Below are 20109 nucleotides of genomic sequence, written 5' to 3' on the forward strand. Positions count from 1 at the left end.
ACGCGGGCCTGACTTGGTGACCGATACAGGATCATTCGGGAAGGTACGCCCTTCGCGTGCCGTCCCGAAGACCGATCCACAAGTCATGAGCATTGCTCTCTCTACACCGAAGCTCTGCGCGTTCTACGCCACGCCCGAAACCAGATCGAACGCCTTCCCTCCACTACTCAAGGAAAGGGCGAGGAGGACATCCGAGACGTCCTCTTGGTCGCGCTGGGCGCAGCGTTCGCGGGCCGGTGCACTGCGGAGAGCCTGAACGGCGAGGGGAAGACTGATCTGCTGCTGCGGATTGAGGACCGAAATGTCCTCGTCGGCGAGTGCAAAATCTGGAAGGGTGCCTCGAAGTTCCACGACGCCATCGACCAGCTTTTCGGCTACCTGACCCGCTACGACCGCTTCGCGGTGCTTCCGCTGTTCATCCACGCAGCGCAGCCGAAGCCGATCGTGGAGAAGGCCACTCAGCTGCTGACCAACCATCCGCGCTGCGTCTCTGCGGCTGTCCCCGATGACGATGGCCGCCAGTACAGCTTCGTGCTGAGGTCACCTTCATCGACGCCATGGGATGTGGAGGTGGCTCTGATTCCCTTTGTGATCAGCTAGGCGGCTCTGCACTGGCGGAAACCGAGTGGCACGTCCCGAACTCCGGCGGGGACGTGTCACCGCAGGTAAACCAACGCTGGCGCTTCTGCGTTCACTACGGTGGGCCACGACAAGTTCCTCCGGGCCTTCGTGCAGTCGGCACCGCCGAAGAGGCCCCGACACGGTCGACCTGACCGGCACCGTCCATATCGACTTCGAAGCGCGGCGCTCCCTGTCGGCTGCCCTGCCGCGACGACGGACAGGCCCCACCGCCAAGCAGTCCGCTAGAGACCAGGTTCCACGCTCTCTTCTCTGGCGCAATGCCGGGGCGCACAGTCCGGCCTACAGCAGGTCCACCTCGGCGTCGACGTAGCCGAACTGGCGAGCCATGTACACCAGCGCCTCCCGCAACAGGCGCTGACGCTCTGCGCGGACCATGGCGGGCGCCGTGGTGATGGTGACGGCCATCCGCGACCTGGAGCCGCCGTCGGTGGGGCCGAGCGGCGTCAGGTCGACGTGCGTGTCCAGATCCGGCAGGACGCCGTTGTCGGCGGGCTGTTCGCACGTCATCCGCAGTTCGGTGGTGGGCGGGGCAGCCCACGCCAGCCCGGCCGGGTCGCCGACGACATCAGGCAGCAGCTCGGCGGCCGTCTCCCACAAGGCGAGCAGCACGGCCTGGACCTCGTCGAGGCCCAGCTGCGTGTCCCAGCCAGGACCGAGGAGCGCGGCCCACGCCTCCGAATTCTCGATCAGGACGTCCGCGCAGGCGACCACGGTGGACTCCATCGTGGTGGGCAGAGCGAGCATGACGGAAGCCTTCACGGCCGGCCCGCCGTCCGGCGCGGCGATGTGCACGTGTACCCCACGGACCGGGCCGAGTTGCCAAAGGGCCCCCGTTCCCAGCGACCGGCGGGCAACTCCGCGCCCCGACGCCGGGACAGCATCGTCACCGCACCGGCCACCGCGCTGTGCGCAAGCTGCTGCTCGAGCAGCGTACGCCGGGGTTTGCTGACCTCCAGCGCGCCCGGGTCGGCCCACGGCAGGTTCACCAGGGCGCGAAGGCGCAGCGCCGGCGTCTGACTGGCGGTCCCGATCTCGGCCGACCGGCCCTGGTCCAGGCTGAAGCGGGGAAGCGGCTGCCACCGCCACACGCCGCGGCCTGAACACGACAGCCGGCCCGCACCCCACGATCCGCCGTCGAGGTCCACGCTCCGAGCGTCGGCCGGGATCACCCACGGGGTGTCCGAGTCGGCGGGAAGCCGGGGGAAGCCGACGGCCGAGAGCGGGTCCTGACCGCCCGGGGCACGCCGCCCCGCTTCGACGATCGCCTGCCAGACGGGTTCGGCGACGGCGGCCGGAGGGCGGCCGGGCACCAGACACAGCACCCAGCCCGGCTCGCCGTCGAGCTCGTGGCGCAGATCCTGCAGAGCAGCCGAGCCCTGCGCCCACGCCTCTCCGGCCGGCCGGCCCAGTCCTGCGCCGGCCAGCTGCTCGTAGGCCGCCCGCATCTCCCGCTCGCGGTCGGGCAGACCCTGCCCGACCCGCAGCCCGCCGTCCGGCCCGGCTTCAGAGACGGCTTGCCGCACGAGCTCGGTGAGCGCCTGAGCGGTGGGCATGCCAGAGGCGTGGACGCCAGCGGAGAGCAGCTGCTGGATCTCGGCCCGCGGCAGCCAGTGCGTGCTGTCGCCATCCCTCATCGGTACGGCGACTGTGTCCGTGCGCGGAGACCCGGGCTTGCCCACCGGCGCTGGCACGACGAACAACGTGCCGGCGGCCTGCTCGGGGACATCGATGAACACCACACGTTTGCCGTCAGCACCGGACCATCCGACGCGGACGCCGCGTGGAGCCGGGGTGATCCATTGACGGATCAGCTTGCGGATCTGGTCCACGTTCACTGCGGCCGGGTCGAGGCCGACGATGCGGTCCAGGACCTCTTCGTCGTGCTCAGGTCGAGTAGCGATGCCGATGACGATGAGCCCGCCGCCCCCGTTGGCGAACGCAGCGACATCCTTGGCGAGTTCCTCGACCGCCTTGGGGCCCGCCAGTTGGTACGGGGCCGCCTTGGCGTCGAGCCACTGCGTCTCGCGTAGGCCGAGCAGAGAGCCCGGCTCCTGGGCGTCCAACGCGGCCAGCGCGCTCTTCAGATCCTTCACCACCCCGGCAGTATCCACCGGCGCTTAGGCCGCTCGCCGCCAAGTTTCACAAGCTCACCGGCGCTACCGCATCCAATGAGGGACGCCGGCTCACCCCTCCATGTGCTCGAGCACGATGTCGATGCTGAGGGCGAACCGGGGCCGGGTCGTACGGCCGGTGCCTTGCGCCACCTGAAGAGTGCGCTCGCTGCTGCTGCCGAGCCACAGACCCACGACCAGATCGGGCAGGTACTGCTCCATCATGACCGCGGCGTGCCGGACGACCGTGTAGCCGACGGTGAACTGCTGCGTGGACGGGCGGGCGGTGGCGCCCTCGACGGCGGCGAGGAATTTGGCCGGGACCACCAGAACGTCACCGTTCCCGCGGACCAGCCAGTACACGGAGCTGGCGCTGTGCTCCAACAGGTCGTGCAGTTGGCGGCGCTTGACCGTCCAGGAGTCCTCGCGCCCAGCGCGCCCGGGCGTCAGCGCGGCGGACTTCTTGACCTGGATGAGGTCTCCCGTGCGCAAGTGGAGATGACCGGGAACGCGTACGTCGACGACGACGCCGATGTCTGCTCCGTTCGCCCGTTCCTCCTTTTTGGTCACGGTGCGGTGGCCGACCCGCAGATGCGGGCCGGCCACGCCGGCCAGCCGGGTGCGGGCGGGCAGGGCGGTGAACTCAGCGGCGAGACCGGCCAACAGTGTCGCGGTCAGGTGTTCTTCCTCCGCGGCCCCGAGGTCGTGCATGGCGTTGGCAAACTCGGCTACCGCTCGGCGGGTGGCGCCCCGCACAAGGTCTTCCAGCCCGTGGTCGGCAAGCCAGGTGGACGACGGCGCAGACAACGGCCGTGGGAAGTCGGCCCGGCGGGCGTCGACCGACGCGGCAAGGACGTTCAGCAGCCGCTCTTCGAGCGGCCCTGCGCTCTCGGTGGCGGCCCGTAGCCCGCCGGCGCGCAGCTGCACCGGAAGGACCATGCTTCGGCTGCACCGGTTGACCGCCTGCCGGACTATCCGGTGCTTGTCGGCGAGTGCAACGGTGAGCGCCACGTCCAGGCCCTCGAGATGACGTCCCAGGAGCAGCAGCCACTCCAGGGAGCGCGCCCACAACGCCGGCCGCGCCTGCTTCTCGACCATGTGGCGCAGTCCGGCTGCCGCGACCGGGTCGCGCTCCTCGGCCAGGAGTGCCAGGTCACGCCACAGCTGTGCCAGCCGCTGGTCAACGTGGGAATCGAGGCGCGCCAGAAGCCGGGAAGTCCACGATTCATGCCGGCTGCGAGGGCCCTCACGCTGCTGGTGCGCCCGGGCGAGCCCGACGGCGACCGCGCAAGGCACCGGCAGTACGTCGGCGACTGCGGGGGTTGCGTAGACGGCCCAGCGCACCAGGGGAGGAGGCCCGCCAGGGTAGGACCATTCAATCAGCGGCCGATGAGCGCACTCGGCAAGCAACAGGTTCTCCACCCACGCTCGGTGCTCCCTGGCGAACTCGGCGAAGGCGTCCGGATCGCGCCGGGTGAGGTCTCCGACATCCTCGGGGCACGCGCTCAGTGCCTGCCGACAGCAGTCGAAGCACCGTGAGACAAAGGAGTAGTGAGCGGGGCAGGAGTCCACCCCGCGACTCTACGGCTCTCGTAACCACCGTCCTGCAGAAGCAAGTCGGTCGGCGCGGAACATGCCGGTCTCCTCGCACCCGGACAGTCGACACTGTCACGCCACGACGTCAGTCAGGCCGGATGTACCGCGGGTCGGTCCGAGAAGATCCAGGCTGGCCGGGGCGGTCTGGTGTCGGCCATGTCCGGTTCTCGTGCTTCACGGGTACCGGGCCGATCTGCCGGGCAAAGTGGGAGCGGCAGACGATCCCGGCCGGTGTCCCGGCCTGGGTGGCATGTGCTGAGGGCCTCGGGGAGGGAACGTCGTGGCGCTGTTCACTCGGAACACCGACGACAACAGTCATGCGAGCCAGAAGCGGTGGCTCCAACGGCCGGTAGCCAACGCCGTGTTCGACGGGGCGCAATTCATCGACCGATACGCGGTGCTGCGGTGGGACACCGACCGCGGCGGCATCGCGTTTGTGCACTCGATGGTCGACGGCAACGCCGCCCCCAAGTCCGTCACCAATGCCCTGCGCCGCCACCACGGTGCACGCCTGGCCGACAGGTACGCGTGCGTGGTCGTGGCGCAGACCAGCACCCAGGTGAGCCAGCCCTGGGTGCCCGACCTCCAGGCCTGCGACGTTGACGGGGGCGACCAGCCGTACTACACAACGTGGGCCGAGTTGGCAGCCCTTCTCGGACAGCCAGCGCCGTACTGGTTCCACGCGCTGCGCGACCGCGACGCGATCGCCGCCTGGCGGCCGGGCACCCCACCGGCGGTGGTGCCCGCGCACGACATCGCCACCCCAGTCACGGCGCTGACGGAGCTCGCCGCGGACGAACCGGACGGGTCCCCTGCGGCCGAGCTGTGCTGGTACCTCGCTCGCGAAGTCCGCCACCGCGGCCACACCTCGACCACCCGCTACATCGCCGAACTACGCAAGAACGCGGCCGACGGCGGCGACGGTGCCCACCTCGTCCTCGGCGCGGTACCGGCTCCGCTGCTGCGTCCCGAGCCCGAAGAGCCGACGGAGATGGTCCGCCGCGCCGGCTGGCTGAGCATCACCGAACGCCGCGACGTCCTAGCCCACCGGGTCGCTGCCTTCGCGCAGCGCTGGGACGGCGGCCGGGACTGGCACACCGGAGCTGTGGTCAGCGTGCGGCCAGACGCCTGCGCCACCGCCCGCGAGTGGGCCAAGCGCCTGGCCCCGGCGGCTGCCGATCAACCGCCGACCGTCCTGGAGAAGGTCCTGCTGGACAACGGCCGCGATGCCGACAGCGACATCCTCCTCCACGATCCCGTCGCCGGCGTCCCCGTGCTGCAGCGCGCCCCGGGCACTGGCCCTACGGACCTGTCCAGCTACACACTGCAACGCCTGCCGACCCGCTCGCCGCTCGCGGCCCTCGTCCTCAGCGCCGGGATCTGCTGGATCCGTACCGAAGACCAGACCTTGTGGCTGGCACCCGAACGGGACGGCTGGGGCATCGGCTACGGCTACTCGGGCAACGGCTGCCTCGCTCTCGCCCGCCTCGTCGATGTCCTCCTCGACGACATCTCCGCACCTGCGGTACGTCCCGACGACCCCGCGGCCCCGCGTGCCCTGTTCGAGCTCCTGCGCAACGCCCCCGACACGGCGACCTACACGCGAGCCCAACTGCTCGCAGCCCGAGCCGGATGACCACGTGAACGCCCCTACCCGCAAGCGATGAAGCCCGAAGGGGATTCGTGCGCAGGGCATCCGGCCTTCCTGCCTGGAAGAGCCACAGCGGATCCTCCTGCTGAGAAACCAAAGAGGGTCCCGCCCCGCCTTCCGTGCGGCCCGTGCCGGGCGGAAGCGAGATACAGGGCCGTACCCGTCACCGGGCTCTGGCTACCGACGCCGTCGCATTGGCGGAGGTTTGTCAGTCGGTCGAACTAAGCTCCGGAGCATGAGCACCCCCGCCTCAGAGCCAGACCCGTTCGACCCGCAATGCTTTCCCGCCGACCTAGTCGCAGCCCAGCGCCAGGTGACGGATCTGTACGCCGCCCTCCGCGCCCACCAGGCGACGCTCCCCTGGTCCCGTGAGCCCCACCCCGGCTGGCCAGACGAGGGGGAGCGAGGAAGGGAAGGGTGCGGCCGACCCGAGTCCCCCGGCTGGACGCCCGACGAGGCCACCGAGTTCGACAGGCTCATGGAGGAGCTGCGCGCCGCCACGGCACTGGTGCAATGCCACACCTGGTGGGCGCGATGTGAACGGGAAGGCATCACGGGTGCAGCCATGGTCGCCGCCCGGCAAGCGCTCAAACACGCGAAGGGCGCCGTTCCGGAAGGCGCGCCCCTCGAACAGGACGACGTTCGGCCAGCCGCCTGAACCGACTGCAGGCCTGGTCCCTTGCGGCCGAAACAGAGCACTCAAGGGCTACAGCGGCCCCGTATCGCGCGCCCTTCAAACCCACGCCATAGCTGTCCGCTCCGTCCGCCCCCCAGCCCGTATGCGACCTCTGCCTTCCGAAACGGTTGGCGCTGAGCGGTTTGAGGTACCGGTGACCTTGGCTACTGCCGCTCGGCACGCTTCTTGTCCGCCGCTTCCTGACGGGCCGCGAGAAGACGGCGGGCGCTTTCGACCGCGGCGTCGGCGTCGAGGTGGCGGACCAGCCGCCACTGGTAGGCGTCGTGCCCCTCAGTGCCCTCCCAGTGCCAGACCATGAACACCAGCCGGTTCCAGGACGTCTTGCGCGCCTGGAGGGTTTCGGGCTCCTCATCCTCGAAGCACTCGTTGAGCGCGTCGAGGTGCACTCCGACGGATTCCTTCAAGGTGCGGGCCGCGCGGTGCTCAGGGCTGCCCGCAGGATGCTTTGCACGGAGTTCCTTCACGCGCTCGTCCAGGAAGGCACCGATGGCCTTGGCATGCTCCGGCTTCAGGTCGTCGGCGTTGAACGGGGCGGGGCGGGGCTCGTCATGGGCGAAGTACTCGAGCACGGGCTGGCTTTCCTTCCTGTCGTGACACGCTGCAACGAGTCGTCGTGTCCAGTCCGTCGCGTTGGATGAGAGAGGAACGTATCCGACGCGGTCACCTCTGTAAGCGGTTCCCGGACGACTGTCGGTGAGGTTGGCCGGATTCGGCTGCACGAAGAGGGTTGCAGCGCATGTATAAGAGAGACAGGTTCAGTGATGCACAAAGAGTGCAGCACTTGAAGTGAATCGAGGAATCAGCCTTGAGCCACGTTCTTCCGCTCGCCAACGGACTGCGCACCGACCATCCGGTGCCGGGCCTCCCCTTTATCGACGACTCCCATCTCCCGCTCGACGAGGGTCCGGAGGCCATCGAGGCCGTCGGTCGCAACAAGGGCCCGGGCATGTGGGGCCGCTTCGACAAGAACCGCACGGACGGCGGCTGGCGAGCCTTCACCACCGACCCGCTCAACCACACCTTCGGCTGGGCGGTGCGCTCTCACCCCGAGCACGGCCGGACCGTGCTGCTCGTGCGTGACGGTGACACTTCGGGACTGCACACAGAGTGGGACGGCGAGGTGCTGCTGTTTCGCGCCGGCGGCTACTGGTGGGATGGCGAGACGTGGTACCGGCCCGGCCAGGTCTGGGACCCCGTCGCGCAGGATTACGAGAAGCGAAAGGCCCGCATGGCCGTCACCGTGACCGCCTCCGACATGCTCGACGGGCGGGCCGACCCAGCCAAGGCATACGTCAGCAAGGTGGCCACCTTCGACCCGGACGCCCCGTGGCCGGACAACTGGCGCGACCACCTGGCGCTGTGGGCGAAGCACCACCAGGAGCATGACGGTGCCCTGCCGCTGGAACGGTGCGTGATCGACGTCTCCAGCCCCGAGCTGACGGGGGCGCAGCTCATCGGTGCCCCGGAGATGGCGGAGCTGGGCGGCATCAGCGCCTCGACGTTGCGGGCCTACATCTCGCGCGGCAACAGCGAGGTCCCACGCCCGCAGGCCATCGTCGGCGGTCGCGACCAGTGGGCCCGCGCGGTGGCCGATGACTGGGTGGAGGCCCGCAAGCGCTCCTACACGGGCGTCGGCGAAGCCATGTCCGCCGACGACCGCGACGCGCTGTCGCCCGGGGCGGCCGAGGTGCGCGACCGGTTCGCCGCCGATTTCCAGCACGCCCTGTACGACCGGCCCGACGTGCGCAAGCGATGGGTACTGCGCCACCGCAACAGGGAGTCCGTCACCCAGATCGCGGGCGAGCTCGCCTGGTCGGTGGCCGCCGGCCTGGACCAGATCGTCCCCACTGAACACCTCGGGCGCACCGTGCGGGCAGCGGTGCTGCACGACTTCGCCGAGACTGTCGAGATGTTCGCGGACAAGGAGGAGGCCCCGGATGCTGCGGCGTCCCCGGAGTGGTGGCACCTCAACCTGACACCCTCGGTGGGCAAGATGCTCGACTGGTACATCCGGTGCTTCCCCGGCGAGGCGTACGCCACCATCGGAGAGATCCAGCGCCAGGCCCACGCGACGTGGAAGGTGCCGGCGGCGGATTCGCTGAGCGCCCTGCGGTCGGCGCTCTCACTCGACGGCGAGTTGACCGAGCATCAGCGCGAAACGTATTTCGCTCTGCTCGAAACGCATGGGGGTACCGACTGACCTGCTTTAGCGGTCGGTTAGGGGGCCGGAGTCGTGGCTCCGGCCCTGCCGCGTGACTGTAGCGGACGAACCCGCACGGCGACGCCCGGTCCGGGGAGAGTTGTCCCGACCTCGGTGGGCGGTGCGACGAGTCGGAACACCGCCCTGGCCCGTGTCTGGCCCGCGCACCGACTGTCTTCTCCTGCGGCCCGTCACCGAGGAAGACGGTTCTCTGGTGAGCGGGTTGTTGTCGGTCGGCCGTGTACGCGCGTACCTCAGTGGGTCCGGTCACGGAGGATCCTGTCGCCGCCCGGCAGGCCGCCTACCTGACGACGGCTGGCGCCTTCACCGCCGTTCGCGTCGCCGACCAGCGGCCGATCGGCCTGGTGGCCATCGGCGCCGACCACAGGTGCGAGGGCCGCGCCGGACTCTCGTACCAGCGCTCCCCGCCGGGCCGGGGCGAAGGCATGGGCAAGGAGGCCGTCGCGGCGGCCGTCAGCTGGTGGACGGACCCGTCCCCGGCGGCGGCCTGCTTGGTGCGGTCAAAAGAGGCGCGCGGAGCCGACAGACGTGCTCCCTGCCCGAGGCGCAGGCCGGATCCGTACCGCCGGAGCCTCGGGCCGAAGACACTGGAGGAACGCTCGGGACACAACGGCCGGAGAGGACGGTGGCGTGTTCATGAAGCGCGTGTTCTGGGTCGAGGACGGCTATGGGGAGGTCATCCCCGAAGGAGCCACGCGTTATTGCGGCCGCAGAGGCATGCCCGTCCCAGGCCATAGGGTCTCGCAGGCCGGCTGAGAAGCCGCGCCTTTCTCGGCATACTGCTGGGCATGACGTCGTCGCTCGCTTTCCGCCTCTACGTGAAGATCGTGCTGCTTTCGGCGTGCATGACGGTCGGAGGAGCATGCCTTGGCCTCTCGTTCTGGGGTTGGCGGGGGGCTGTTGCAGGGGCCGGCCTGATGGGGGTGTGCATAGGTGCCCTGGTGTTTTCCCGCCGACGGACGCTGACGCAGCTGGGGGCCGATGCTGCTGAAGTGCAGGGGTCGGCCGAGGGGGCGGCTGACGCGGTCGTCATCGGCATCTGCCTGTACCAGGCCGCGGTAGATCCGCTCACGCCGGGCGGTGTGAGCGAAGAGGAGCGGGAAGCCCGGCGTAGCCGGGCATATCAGATTGCTGCGTCCGAGGCGCTTCCCCGGAAGGTTCAGGTTTCGGCCGCGGCGGCCCTGGAAGTCCTCGATGAGGGTGAGAGCGATGAGCGTGCGCAGGCTGCGCTCGAAGCGCTGGTGCGTGCGGTCTACGAGTGCCGCGCCACTTGCTAGCGAACAGGCGGTCTGTCACTCGCTGAAGAACGGCACCTGAGATACCTCGATGTCTCCGGGACAGGGCCCGTGCCGTTTTCCCGGCCCACAGTTCCTCTCGATGCGCTCACCGCCGCCGGTCTCCGGAAGGTCCTCGCAGACAAGAAGTCCGGCAAGAATGCGCACCGCCCCGAGCTGAAGCCGTGCCACGCCTTCCTCGGACCCGGCGACAGCAGGAGAGAGCCGACGGCCGGGCCGAGCCCCACGTCATGAGGCCCGGCCTGGGCAGTCTTCAGACGAGACCGAGCACGGCCAGTGTCGTGAGTCCGAGCGTCATGGACACCGCGAAGGCGCCCCCTGCAGAGAGGACGGCCTCGGCGATGGAGGCCCCGGTGGTGTAGGTGAGGATTCCAGCACCGGTAGCCACGATTATCGAGGCCAGGGCGCACACCATGACCAACAGCACTTTGACGCCGAACGATGGATTGAACTTCAACGGTCCGGATGACCTTTCCGGCGGCCGGACCGGGGGCACACGGCTCTCAGCCCGACCACCACGTTGCCTACGTGGGATCTTGCTGAGGCCGTGCCGACGTTCACGAGTCTCACTGGCCGTGCCAGGGCCGTCCTGTGGCTGTTCATCCTGATCTGCTAGGTGGTCACGGTGCGGAGACTCATCAATCCCGCGAGGCATCAGCCACGGGCTTTGCAACAGAGCTGCATAACAGGGAACAGCACGATGAGGCTCAAGCCCACTTCGGGGCGCCTTGGTGTCGGCCGACCCGGGACACGCCGGGGTCCCGAGCTCGTGCATGTCGCTCGCACTAGCTGCGCACTGTAGTGGAAGAGCAAAGGTCACAACACCCAAGACACGCACATGCGTTCAGGTCGACCGTTAGGGATCGACACCCACATCGACCGTCGCCCGCCGTGCCGACGCGGCAGGCCCGCACCGGAGGCCCGTACGGCACGCCGGCGAGGGCCGGGGTCCCGCAGTTCCCGGGGGGAATTGACGCAGGCTCACGCTCTAGGGTCGGCTACCGTGTTCACCATGAGCACGCCCGGCCCGAGCACCGTCCCGGTCCCCCTGCATATCGCCGGCGAACCGCTGGCGTCCCCGGCCCCCGACATGACCGGCACGTCCGCCGGAGCGGGCCGTCGGCCCGCCCCGGTGGTGCGGCCGGGAGTGGTGGACTGGGCGGCGCTTGGGGTGGAGCCGCGGTGGAAGGATCAGGAGACGGGCGACTGCGCGGCCGTTCTGTCGCCCGTCCTCGGACCCGCCACCGGCCTCGAGCCCTACAAGCGCTACGTCGCGGGAGCCCGCAAGCGAGGTGAGACCGCCCTCGTCGTCGCCTGCACCGGCGCGGGCACACGCAGCCACAACGTCTTCTCCGGCACCGTCGCTCCCGGCATCCACCTGCCCCACTACTACGGTTCGATCTCCGCCAACCCGCTCCCGGATGGCGTGAGTCCCGAACTCGCCGACGGCCTGGACCACGCCGAGCACGACCTCGGCGCCCGGCTGCTCAACTGTCCCCCGGACACTTGGTTCCGTCTGACCTACCGCAAGGAATCCGGGTCCTCGCGTCCCGGAGTTGCCAGGGTATGGCCGCCGCCGGGGGAGGGGGAGCTGCGCCCGATCCTGGTCGACGGCCTCGGCGACCCGGTTGCGGGGGTGTGGGTGCCGGCGGGCGGCGGTGCCCGGTGGTTCGTGGTTCCCCACGGCACCGACCAGCGGCTGCTGGGGGAGTGGCTGGTCCAGCACGCGCTGCCCGCGTACGTGCCCGGCGCGCTGACCCGCGCCCGCTCGCCCCTGGTGCGCGACCCGGCCCTCGCCACCGACGCCGAAGCCCGGCTGGTCGAGACAATCACCGAGGAGCAGCGCGCCCACGAGCGGCGGCAGAACGAGCTGCAGCAGCAACTCGCCGCGCTGCGGGCCGTGGCCGATCCGCTGCGCGACGGCCTGCTGTTCGGCACCGGCCACCCGCTGGAGGACGCGGTGCACGACGCCCTCGTGGCGGCCGGCGCCACGGTGACCCGCCTGGACGACGTGTTCGGCACCAAGTCGGCGGACCTGCTGGCCGAGTACGGCGGCCGCCGAGTCCTGGTCGAGGTGAAGTCGGCGAACAACCGGCCACCGCACACCCTGCCCGACAAACTGCTCAAGCACCTGAACACCTGGCCCGGTCTGACCGGGACCGAGCCTGTTGACGGCGGCGTCCTGGTGGTCAACCACCAGATCAAGCTCCACCCCACGCAGCGGGACGCCGAGGTCTACACCGACCGCGCGTTCGCCGACACCCTGCCCGTGCCGGTGATCGGCAGCGCCCGCCTGTTCGACTGGTGGCGCCGCGAAGACTGGGATGCCGTACGACACGCCGTCTTCGGCGACACCGGCGTCGCGCAGCCTCCTGAGATCGCCGTGCCGGATGCCGATCCGAAGGCGTCCGGGCGGCCCGGCCTGCTCTCGCGCCTGCCCCGGGAGCTAGCAGTCGCCCGAGCACGACTGGCCGACGCGATCGCCGCCGGGAACGCGTGCTGCGCCGGCGAGGCAGCGCTCCGTCGCTCACCCTGCGCGACGCCGCCGAACGCGCCGACAGCGGTCTGGTCTCGGTCTTCGGCGATGGGACGGACCTGTGGCGCTCCCTGAAGTACGGACACCAGCTGTGGCGCGAGCACGGCTGGCCGGAGCTGTGGGAATTTGGCATGACCGTCACAGACCACGCGCAGACCGTGTGGGCTGGAGCGAGACCGCCGGCCCACACCCCGGCTGAAAAGTTGTCGTCCACCGACTGGCGACCACGGTGTCGAGCCCGTATGGGTGCCGGCGGCCCCGGCCGTACTGCGCCCCATCACGGGGACCGGGGCCTGTCCCGCACACTCCATTCCGGCACGGGCCACGGCGAGCCTAACGAGTGACACCACGGCCCTGCACGAGCTTCACCACCCCGACCCCACCGGCCGGGCCGAGACCCGAGGTCGAGGACGGTGCGGAGACTGCCATACGGCGTTGACCTGGCCAGCTTCTCCGCGAGTCAGCTGCCGTGAGCGGCGTCACCGACTACATCGTCGTCCCCGTCCCGGACACGGGCGCTGTCGGTCTCGGTGGGCCTGGCGGTGACACCGTAGAAGCCGCCGAAGGCCTCGACCCCGCGCCTCCCCTCCATCTGAGCGAGCAGCGCGGCCGCCGCCACGCCGCGAGCCAGTTCACTCGCGGTCCGGACCACACGGCCTTGGGCGCGCCCGGACCGAGGGCGACCATCACTGAACTGTAGGACATCGCCGTTCTCGCCCAAGCTGCCGCCAGCGCGCTCGGCTTCACTGCGTAGCCAGCTCTCGGCCTGCTCACGAGAGTGGCCCCATCGCTTGAGGTTGTGCGCGATTTCGGCGCCGCGCAGCGGGACGGCGAAGTCCAGAAAGAGCCGCAACTCATCAACAGGATTCAAAGGCTCAGGCTGGCGCACAGAAAACTCTCCCAGAACGTAAAGAGCTGGACGCTCGAAGATGGGGGCTAAAGAAGCGGCTGCGTTCCAGGGGAAAGCGAGCAAGAAGCGTCAGTCGGAAAGACGCCGTCGCGATCGGGCCACACGGCCTGCCAGTACGGCACGGCAATCTCCTTGCCGTACACCGCCCGCAGCATCGCGAAGGGCTCCAAGGACTCCACGGGGCGCATGAGCAGCTGGAATCCGTCCGCAAGGAGCCCGTCCAGCACCTCACCGGCAACCGGGCCGCACGATCCGGCGAACCGCTCGACGACGGAATGGAGGACGCCTTGCATCACCCTGACGTCCAGGCCGGTCATCACGAACTCATGCCCCAGAGACTTGTGCAGACCGATGGTGTAGCAATAATCAGCAATGCTTTCATCACCAAGCACCGGCTGGACGGCGAACCCGTGTTCCGCGATCACGGCCCGCAGGCGAGCTACGTACTCCGTCATGAAATCGGGCGGACACACGGGGCAATCCGCATCCCCGCAAGAATCCTGAGCGCGGCCCTCCGGCAAGACGTTGGCCGCGAAATCGGGCGTGAAATCGAGATCGCGGACGACCAGGTGGGACAGGTCACCGTCCGGACGGAACGACTCCAGAGCCGGAAGATCGATAAGGCCCCACCGGCCCTGCGACAGGTCACTCCCCAGGCACGACCACCCGTAAGCCTGGCCGGTCGCGTCGTTGACCTCCACGACGTACCACTCGCCCCGGGCGGAGAAGTACCGGAAGCCGACCACCCTGTGCTCATGCGGTTCCATGACCGTTGCCCACAGACCCGGGATCTCGGCCACCTCCTCCGGAGCCGGGTAGAAGCTGTGGCCGCGCTCCTCGCGCCACAGCTCGGGCGGCCGCGTCCTCGCCGGAGCGCCCCCCTGCGCAGAGCGCTCGGTTTCGACCTGGGCACGGAAGACTGCCTGCTTCACATCCTGGTGATAGATCGACACCTCTTCGCCGTCCCAGCGCACGTCGTACGCCTCCAGGTCACCGGGCAAGGCGCGCAGTTCGGGGACGGTCTCCATCGCCCTGAGGAAGAGGGCGATGAACAGGTCGTCATGCCCGGCATCGGCAGCGACGGTGGTTCGCTCCCAGGGGTGCCCGAGGAAGCGCATGCGGATGTCCGCCATGATCAGTTCTCCAGTGAATCGTGGGGTGGGGAGGCCGACGAGGGCCTGGCCGAGGGCGTGCGTCGTCGCTCGGGCGATCGCGGAGCGGCGGCGCTGCGCGATCGCGAGGCATCACGGGCGCCATCCGGCCTCGACGGGGTGAGAGCGGAGCTGCAGATCAGCAGACACGATTCTTCCTAGGATCGAGCGCCACGGCGGGCGCGTATGTAGGGGGCAGCGCCGCGCGCGTTGTCGGCAGCGGTGGAGCAGAGGGCTTCGGCCGCTCGGCCGGCGTCCTCACACCTGCGAGGGAGCGGGACCTGGCGGCGCTTGGTTCGTGGGCGACTCTTTGGCCGTCCGGCGTGACGTCGAAGACTTGGGTGAGGGCGGTGTCAGAACCGCGATGCCTCACGCCACCAGCTGCGCGTCTCGGCGCGGCGAACCAGACGGCGGAACCAGGGCCCCTTTTCGCCCTCATCGCTGTACCGGCCCGGCAGGATCTTGCTCCCCACGGAGCCGGTCCGAGCGTTCTTGACCTTGCGACGCAACGGGCGACGCTTCTTCGCTCCGGTTCCCGGGACGGGGGTACTCATGGTGATCAACTCCGCATTCGCCCCGATGCCTTACACGGCGTCGTTCTCAGCGCAGTCGGGGCAGTCGTCAGGACAGCGGTCCAGGGTGCCGTAGGTGTGAACCTCACAGCGCACACAGGGGTCGACGGAGGCGACGTAGTCGCCGTCTTCGGTACGGGTTTCTCCGGCCCAGTCGTCAGCCGGGATCCCAGTCGGTTCGTTGCAGTGACCGCAGTTGACCTCGCCGGGACGGTAGATGGCCATCAGCCCTCACCGACCATCACCGGTACGCCCGACGTCCGGCACTCCTGGCCGCGCACGAAGTGGCGATCCAGTCGGCCGTTGATCAGATCGACAACCGCACCGCACCCGGCGGCCGGGCAGCGGACGGCCAGCACCCGGCCCTCGTCGTCAAGGAGGGGCATTTCGGATGCGATGGCCATCGCGGTCTGCTCGCCCTTCAGACGTACGGAGAAGGTCACCGCGCCGCCGGCCTCTACGTCATCGAGACACGACTGGCACAGAGGTCGCCTACGCGCTCGGGCCGTGGCCTCTGGCGACGGAGTCACACGGTGACCGTCGGGAGAGATGCCGGGCGGCAGGCCCGTCTCGGGGTCGATCAAGAGGCTCGGGGCGGTGTGTCGTTCCAGTTCGTGAAACATCGTCGGGCGGCCGCAACAGGGGCACTTCATCAGATAGAACACGCGAGCTCTCACGATCGTCGGAGTGGTGCGGGTAGGCGCGGACGGCCCCATGGGGAAAGACCGCTTTTGTGCGGGGCTGTTGCAGGAGATTCAGCCGGTGACCTCGGGTGCTTCGTCTTCCTCGACGAGGCCGCGGGCGGCGGTCTGCTGGGCGGGTGGCTTCTCGGCCGGTTCTTCGCTCCCCCGGCCTTACGAGAACAACAGTACACATTGAAGTGCGAATACACAACAGCATTGGAATGCTTCTCGGCACCCCTGCAAGACGCGGCGCGGTCCGGCCGCCAGCCCGTATGGGAACGAGGACCGTCTGCCTCGGTGCCCCGGGCCAGGTGCCGGAAGGCGCGAGAGGCCCATCCGATCACCGCCGTCCCAAGACCGCGCCGTGCTCTCCGGGCCTCGCCGCCGCACAGCCGTCTGCCCGCCCTCATCACCGGCCCCGGCGCGCCAGGGCAGAAAGGGGCGCGCGGAGCCGACCGGTGTGCGCCCTGCCCGAGGCACGGCCGGACCCGTACCGTCGCAAGATCGGGCCGAAGACCCCGGGGGCGCCCGGGACACAGCGGCAGGGGAGGACGGTGGCGTGGTCGTGGAGCGCAGGAGGGTACTGGGCACCGGGCTCTGCGCGGCGGTGCTGTGGACGGGCGGCACGACCTCGGCGCTGGCCGGCGGACGCGGCCAGCACCTGGCCGAGGGGGATCTGCCAGCCGCGCGCAGGCTGTTCGCCGCCGGCAGGTACGACCAGCTCCACCAGGTGCTCCCTGGGATGGTGGCCCGCGCGAGCGAGAGCGAACGCACGGGCCCGGTCGGCGCCGGCCGGGCGGCGGGGGTATGGGTGCTCGTCTCTCAACTGGCGGTCAAGGAAGGCGAGATGGACACGGCGGCCGCCTTCGCGGTCCGGGCCGGTACGGCGGCCCGCCGCTCGGGCCGACCGGTACTCCTCGCGGCCGCCGCGCGCGCGGCCGCGACACCGCTGCGCCGTACGGGCCGCGCGGACACGGCCCTGCAACTGCTCGGAGAAGCGCACGATGCGCTGAACACCGCTCCCCGGCCGTCCTGGACGCGTCCGGCATGGTGGCCCTGACCGCGGCGTACACCGCCGCCCAGGCCCAAATGCCCTCCGCCGCCGAGCAGTTCGCATCCATGGCCGAACACACCGCGGCCCGCCTCCTCCGCGACCGCGGACGGCTACCGGCGGGCGGGGAGCTGTCACCAGCGCAGTGCCTGCTGTACCGGGTCGGGATCCACCAGAAGCTCGGCGACGTCGACCGCGCCCTGGCATACGCCGCGGGCCTGAAGCCGGCTGTGCTGCCCACGCCGGAGCGCCGGGCCCGCGCGGCGACCGACACCGCCCGCGCCCTGCTGGCCGCCGGAGACGTGCCGACCGCGTTCGTCCAGCTACAACTTGTTGAGCGGGCCGCACCGCAGGAGGCCCGCCGCCCCTCAGTACGCGCGCTGACAGCCGAGGTCGCCGCGCGCCGGCCGGACCTACCCGGCGTCACGGCCTTCGCCCGCCGCACCGCCCTGCGCCCCGCAACCTGACCGCCCGCCGGCCGAATCCCTGCCTCGCCTCGCCTGGTGCGTCGTTCCTCGCTTCCGGACGTCGACAGCTGTGTGGGGCTCGGATGGGCCCATGGTGGTACGGGCGCCTTACGGGGCCTTGACAGTACCCTCCCGGCCCTTGCCCTCAGCCCGAGTTGAAGTCGCGATGGGGTCAGCCGGTCGGCGTCGATGGGGTGGGCCGGTGATCCGCTAGGCCGCCCACTTTCCGGACCGTTCGAACTTGCCGGTCGTGAGGTCCACGATCAGGTGGTCGCCGGGCTGCGGCGGGCTGTCGGCGGCGATGTCTGTCAGCAGGTCCCGGAACATGTCGTCCAGGTCGGCGTACAGCTCCTTCTCGTCACCGTCCTCTGTGAAGTCCTCGAACTCGTCCACCGACCCGTCCGCGTGGTGGAGGTAGACCTGCGACTCGTCCCAGAACACGCCGTTCTCCGCCGGGGAGTCGGTCACGAACTCGACCCGGGCGACGGGCTCGCCTGTGCTCGGGGGGATGTAGAACAGGGCGCGCAGCACGTCCACGAACATGGACTCGCGGCGCCGGATGCTGGCGGCCGTGAGGGCGCTGGCGGCGGCCGTGAGCTGTTCCAGCGACCAGTGGGCGGTCGCCTGCTCAAGGGCAGCATGGTCGGCCAAGAACGAGGCGCTGAGACGGCCCACGCGCATGGGCCGGGCCGAGGTGGCGGACAGGTGCGCCGCATCGCCGGTGGTGACGAAGCTGTTCGGAGCCAACTCGGTGGTGCTGCCGTGCTGCTCCTCGTACAGCTTGATCAGGGTCGAGCAGACCTTGCAGTCCGTTGCCGGGAATTCCTCCAGCTCCGAGTGGATGCGGCAGTTGCCAGCCGCGTCGACCGGCCAGCCATGGCGGTGCTCCAGCCAGTCGTTGTAGTCCATGCCGGTCAGCCCGACGAACTCGTACTGCTCAGTCGGCTGCTTCTCCCACTGCTCGCGCAGCCTGTCCATGAACGCCTGACGATTCACTGAGCTGGTGTCCTGAGACACATGTTCTCCTCTCGTTTACTTGCGGACACCACGTCCGCATGGAGCCCTGGCCGGGAGGCGAGTCCGGCTGTGGTCGGTGTGTAGTGGCCTGGCCCCGGTGGAGGGGGATTTGGGGGCCTGGGGGCCGGGCTGGGGTGGGCGCGGACGGGTCCTGGGGGGCCGGTCCGTTCTGCCCTGGGCTGGGTGTTCCCGGGGCTCTGCGGCGCGGAGGCCGGGGCACGAGGGGCGCGGGGGCCGGGGCCGTGCGGTGGCGCCGGCCGGGCGGGGGCCCGGTGCGTGCTACGGGGGCTGGGGTGGGGGACAGAAACCACCGGGCAGTGGTCGAAAGCTCAGGCGGCCTTGTACGCGCTCAGCTTCTCGACGTGGGTACCACCGGGCTGGAATCGGTACGGAATCGCGGAGTCCGGATCGCGGCGCCATTCGCGCTTCTCGACAGCGCGCTCACGCCCGTGGTCGTAGGAGCGCGGGTTATGGCCAGGGCAGCAGTCGAATCGGCGCAGTCCGCGCCGGGTCATCATCGGCCCGAAGGAGATCATGGCGGCCTCCAAGTTGCTGCTGTGGTGGGTGGCCCGGCCCGGGCCCTGGGGGTGGAGGGGGCTGCCGTGGGCTGGGGCCGGGGTGGGTGGTGGGTGGGGGCGGCTCTCCGGGGGGTTGGAGGGCCGCCGGGCCCTGGTCGGGTGGTTCAGGCGGCCTTGTGGCCGTTGAGCTTCTCGGTCAGCCGGGCCTTCTTGAGCTGGAGGGCCTCGATCTGGTCGTCGATCTCCTTGATCTGGGGCGCGAGGATTTCGGCGCGCTGGGCGTCGAGGAACTTGCTGTACTTCGCCTCACGCTTCGCGGTGGCCTTGTCGGCCCGGTAGATCTTGACCAGCTCGGTCACGAGGTCCTGGACGGCCAGGAACGTCGCCTTGCTGGCCGTGGCCGAGGGCGACTTGACCTCGGTCGCCGCCGCCCGGAGGTAACCCCGGAGGAACCGCACCTTCGGCGCGCTCTCCTTCTCCTCGGCCTCCGGGTCGACGTCCAGGTCGGCCGGGTTGACCAGCTGGTGACCGATGATGAACGCGGCCTCCAGCTCCTCGCCCAGCATCGGGACGTCCGTGCGCTCGTCGCGCTCCGCGCCGCCCTTGCCGAACTGGACGTTCAGCAGCCCCTCGACCTCCGGGAACGGGTTGTAGTCCGGGTGGATCACGATCGCGCCGACCGGCAGCGCACCGTCCTGGAAGACGCGGGACAGGTCGTGGATCGTCTCGCCGTTCTCGCCCTCGGAGACCGAGTACGAGTAGGTGCCGGTCTGGGTGGTGAGCGTCTGGGTGCCGGACATGAAGATCCCCTCCAACAGGGTCAGGTGGTGTGGATTCTCGGCCGGTTCTTCGTTCCCCCGACCTCGCGATAACTACAGTACACATCGAACTACGAATACGCAACACCGGAACGGGATCACCCCCACACGCTCAACCAAACGCACACCAAACTAGGAACCTCACCCCGCCACCCCACCCCCCGGCAACCACC

At 69.7% G+C, this 20109-nt stretch carries 20 protein-coding genes; 8 read left to right on the forward strand and 12 right to left on the reverse strand.

What is annotated here, in order from left to right; genetic code table 11:
- Positions 1-204 precede the first annotated feature (204 nt).
- A complete protein-coding gene (locus IO29_RS29565) occupies positions 205-600 on the forward strand; it encodes a hypothetical protein (protein ID WP_234307687.1) in 396 nt (131 codons plus the stop codon).
- Positions 601-921: 321 nt separating this feature from the next.
- Here the strand turns inward: IO29_RS29565 and IO29_RS39785 are convergent, their stop codons facing one another.
- The 3 genes from IO29_RS39785 to IO29_RS29575 form a co-directional block, all read right to left on the reverse strand.
- Positions 922-1386: a hypothetical protein gene (locus IO29_RS39785; RefSeq protein WP_234307688.1), complete on the reverse strand. Its 465-nt coding sequence runs from the start codon at positions 1384-1386 to the stop codon at positions 922-924.
- 11 nt (positions 1387-1397) lie between these two features.
- The gene (locus IO29_RS29570) at positions 1398-2738 is read right to left on the reverse strand and encodes an AlbA family DNA-binding domain-containing protein (protein WP_234307689.1); all 1341 of its coding nucleotides are present in this window, start codon (positions 2736-2738) and stop codon (positions 1398-1400) included.
- Positions 2739-2825: 87 nt separating this feature from the next.
- Positions 2826-4097 (reverse strand): hypothetical protein, encoded by a 1272-nt coding sequence (locus IO29_RS29575; RefSeq protein WP_158709395.1) that lies wholly within the window; start codon positions 4095-4097, stop codon positions 2826-2828.
- Between the two features lie 532 nt (positions 4098-4629).
- On the opposite strand from IO29_RS29575, the gene IO29_RS29580 reads away from it, so the two are divergent.
- Both IO29_RS29580 and IO29_RS29585 read left to right on the forward strand, forming a co-directional pair.
- Positions 4630-5985, forward strand: coding sequence for a hypothetical protein (locus IO29_RS29580; RefSeq protein ID WP_030383005.1), 1356 nt, complete (start codon positions 4630-4632; stop codon positions 5983-5985).
- Positions 5986-6235: 250 nt separating this feature from the next.
- Entirely contained in the window at positions 6236-6658 is a 423-nt protein-coding gene (locus IO29_RS29585; protein ID WP_033226773.1) for a hypothetical protein, read from the forward strand.
- Between the two features lie 182 nt (positions 6659-6840).
- On the opposite strand, the gene IO29_RS29590 is transcribed toward IO29_RS29585, so the two are convergent.
- Positions 6841-7266 carry a hypothetical protein gene (locus IO29_RS29590; RefSeq protein ID WP_030383007.1) on the reverse strand — a complete coding sequence of 142 codons (426 nt, stop codon included), beginning with the start codon at positions 7264-7266 and terminating at the stop codon, positions 6841-6843.
- Between the two features lie 236 nt (positions 7267-7502).
- Between IO29_RS29590 and IO29_RS29595 the strand changes: the two genes are divergently transcribed.
- Together IO29_RS29595 and IO29_RS29600 are read left to right on the forward strand one after the other, a co-directional pair.
- Positions 7503-8897, forward strand: a complete 1395-nt coding sequence (locus IO29_RS29595; RefSeq protein WP_033226775.1) for a helix-turn-helix transcriptional regulator — start codon at positions 7503-7505, stop codon at positions 8895-8897.
- Positions 8898-9706: 809 nt separating this feature from the next.
- Positions 9707-10195 carry a hypothetical protein gene (locus IO29_RS29600; protein WP_051707991.1) on the forward strand — a complete coding sequence of 163 codons (489 nt, stop codon included), beginning with the start codon at positions 9707-9709 and terminating at the stop codon, positions 10193-10195.
- Between the two features lie 271 nt (positions 10196-10466).
- Here the strand turns inward: IO29_RS29600 and IO29_RS40120 are convergent, their stop codons facing one another.
- Complete coding sequence (locus tag IO29_RS40120; protein ID WP_267882002.1) at positions 10467-10601, reverse strand: hypothetical protein; 135 nt, start codon at positions 10599-10601, stop codon at positions 10467-10469.
- Positions 10602-11225: 624 nt separating this feature from the next.
- Between IO29_RS40120 and IO29_RS29610 the strand changes: the two genes are divergently transcribed.
- Positions 11226-12824 carry a hypothetical protein gene (locus tag IO29_RS29610; RefSeq protein ID WP_234307690.1) on the forward strand — a complete coding sequence of 533 codons (1599 nt, stop codon included), beginning with the start codon at positions 11226-11228 and terminating at the stop codon, positions 12822-12824.
- 385 nt (positions 12825-13209) lie between these two features.
- Here the strand turns inward: IO29_RS29610 and IO29_RS29615 are convergent, their stop codons facing one another.
- The 4 genes from IO29_RS29615 to IO29_RS29630 all read right to left on the reverse strand — a co-directional run bounded on the left by IO29_RS29615 (position 13210) and on the right by IO29_RS29630 (position 15786).
- Positions 13210-13638: a hypothetical protein gene (locus IO29_RS29615; RefSeq protein WP_199806969.1), complete on the reverse strand. Its 429-nt coding sequence runs from the start codon at positions 13636-13638 to the stop codon at positions 13210-13212.
- 47 nt (positions 13639-13685) lie between these two features.
- A complete protein-coding gene (locus IO29_RS29620) occupies positions 13686-14792 on the reverse strand; it encodes a DUF4262 domain-containing protein (protein ID WP_030383013.1) in 1107 nt (368 codons plus the stop codon).
- Positions 14793-15394: 602 nt separating this feature from the next.
- Positions 15395-15607 carry a hypothetical protein gene (locus IO29_RS29625; RefSeq protein ID WP_030383014.1) on the reverse strand — a complete coding sequence of 71 codons (213 nt, stop codon included), beginning with the start codon at positions 15605-15607 and terminating at the stop codon, positions 15395-15397.
- On the reverse strand, positions 15607-15786 hold the full coding sequence (locus tag IO29_RS29630) for a hypothetical protein (protein WP_078618559.1): 180 nt from the start codon (positions 15784-15786) through the stop codon (positions 15607-15609). Before IO29_RS29630 ends, IO29_RS29625 begins: the two co-directional genes overlap by 1 nt.
- An 844-nt stretch (positions 15787-16630) precedes the next feature.
- On the opposite strand from IO29_RS29630, the gene IO29_RS38165 reads away from it, so the two are divergent.
- Both IO29_RS38165 and IO29_RS38170 read left to right on the forward strand, forming a co-directional pair.
- The gene (locus IO29_RS38165; protein ID WP_158709396.1) at positions 16631-17125 is read left to right on the forward strand and encodes a hypothetical protein; all 495 of its coding nucleotides are present in this window, start codon (positions 16631-16633) and stop codon (positions 17123-17125) included.
- Positions 17113-17583: a hypothetical protein gene (locus IO29_RS38170; protein ID WP_051707993.1), complete on the forward strand. Its 471-nt coding sequence runs from the start codon at positions 17113-17115 to the stop codon at positions 17581-17583. Before IO29_RS38165 ends, IO29_RS38170 begins: the two co-directional genes overlap by 13 nt.
- Before the next feature lie 210 nt (positions 17584-17793).
- On the opposite strand, the gene IO29_RS29640 is transcribed toward IO29_RS38170, so the two are convergent.
- From IO29_RS29640 to IO29_RS29645, 3 genes are all read right to left on the reverse strand, one after another.
- Complete coding sequence (locus IO29_RS29640; protein WP_158709397.1) at positions 17794-18600, reverse strand: hypothetical protein; 807 nt, start codon at positions 18598-18600, stop codon at positions 17794-17796.
- A 329-nt stretch (positions 18601-18929) separates the two neighbouring features.
- Positions 18930-19136 carry a hypothetical protein gene (locus IO29_RS37220; protein WP_078618558.1) on the reverse strand — a complete coding sequence of 69 codons (207 nt, stop codon included), beginning with the start codon at positions 19134-19136 and terminating at the stop codon, positions 18930-18932.
- A gap of 146 nt (positions 19137-19282) precedes the next feature.
- Positions 19283-19918: a hypothetical protein gene (locus IO29_RS29645; protein ID WP_078618560.1), complete on the reverse strand. Its 636-nt coding sequence runs from the start codon at positions 19916-19918 to the stop codon at positions 19283-19285.
- Positions 19919-20109: the final 191 nt, after the last annotated feature.

The sequence above is a fragment of the Streptomyces sp. NRRL F-6676 genome (assembly GCF_000725625.1).
Classification (GTDB): Bacteria; Actinomycetota; Actinomycetes; order Streptomycetales; family Streptomycetaceae; genus Streptomyces.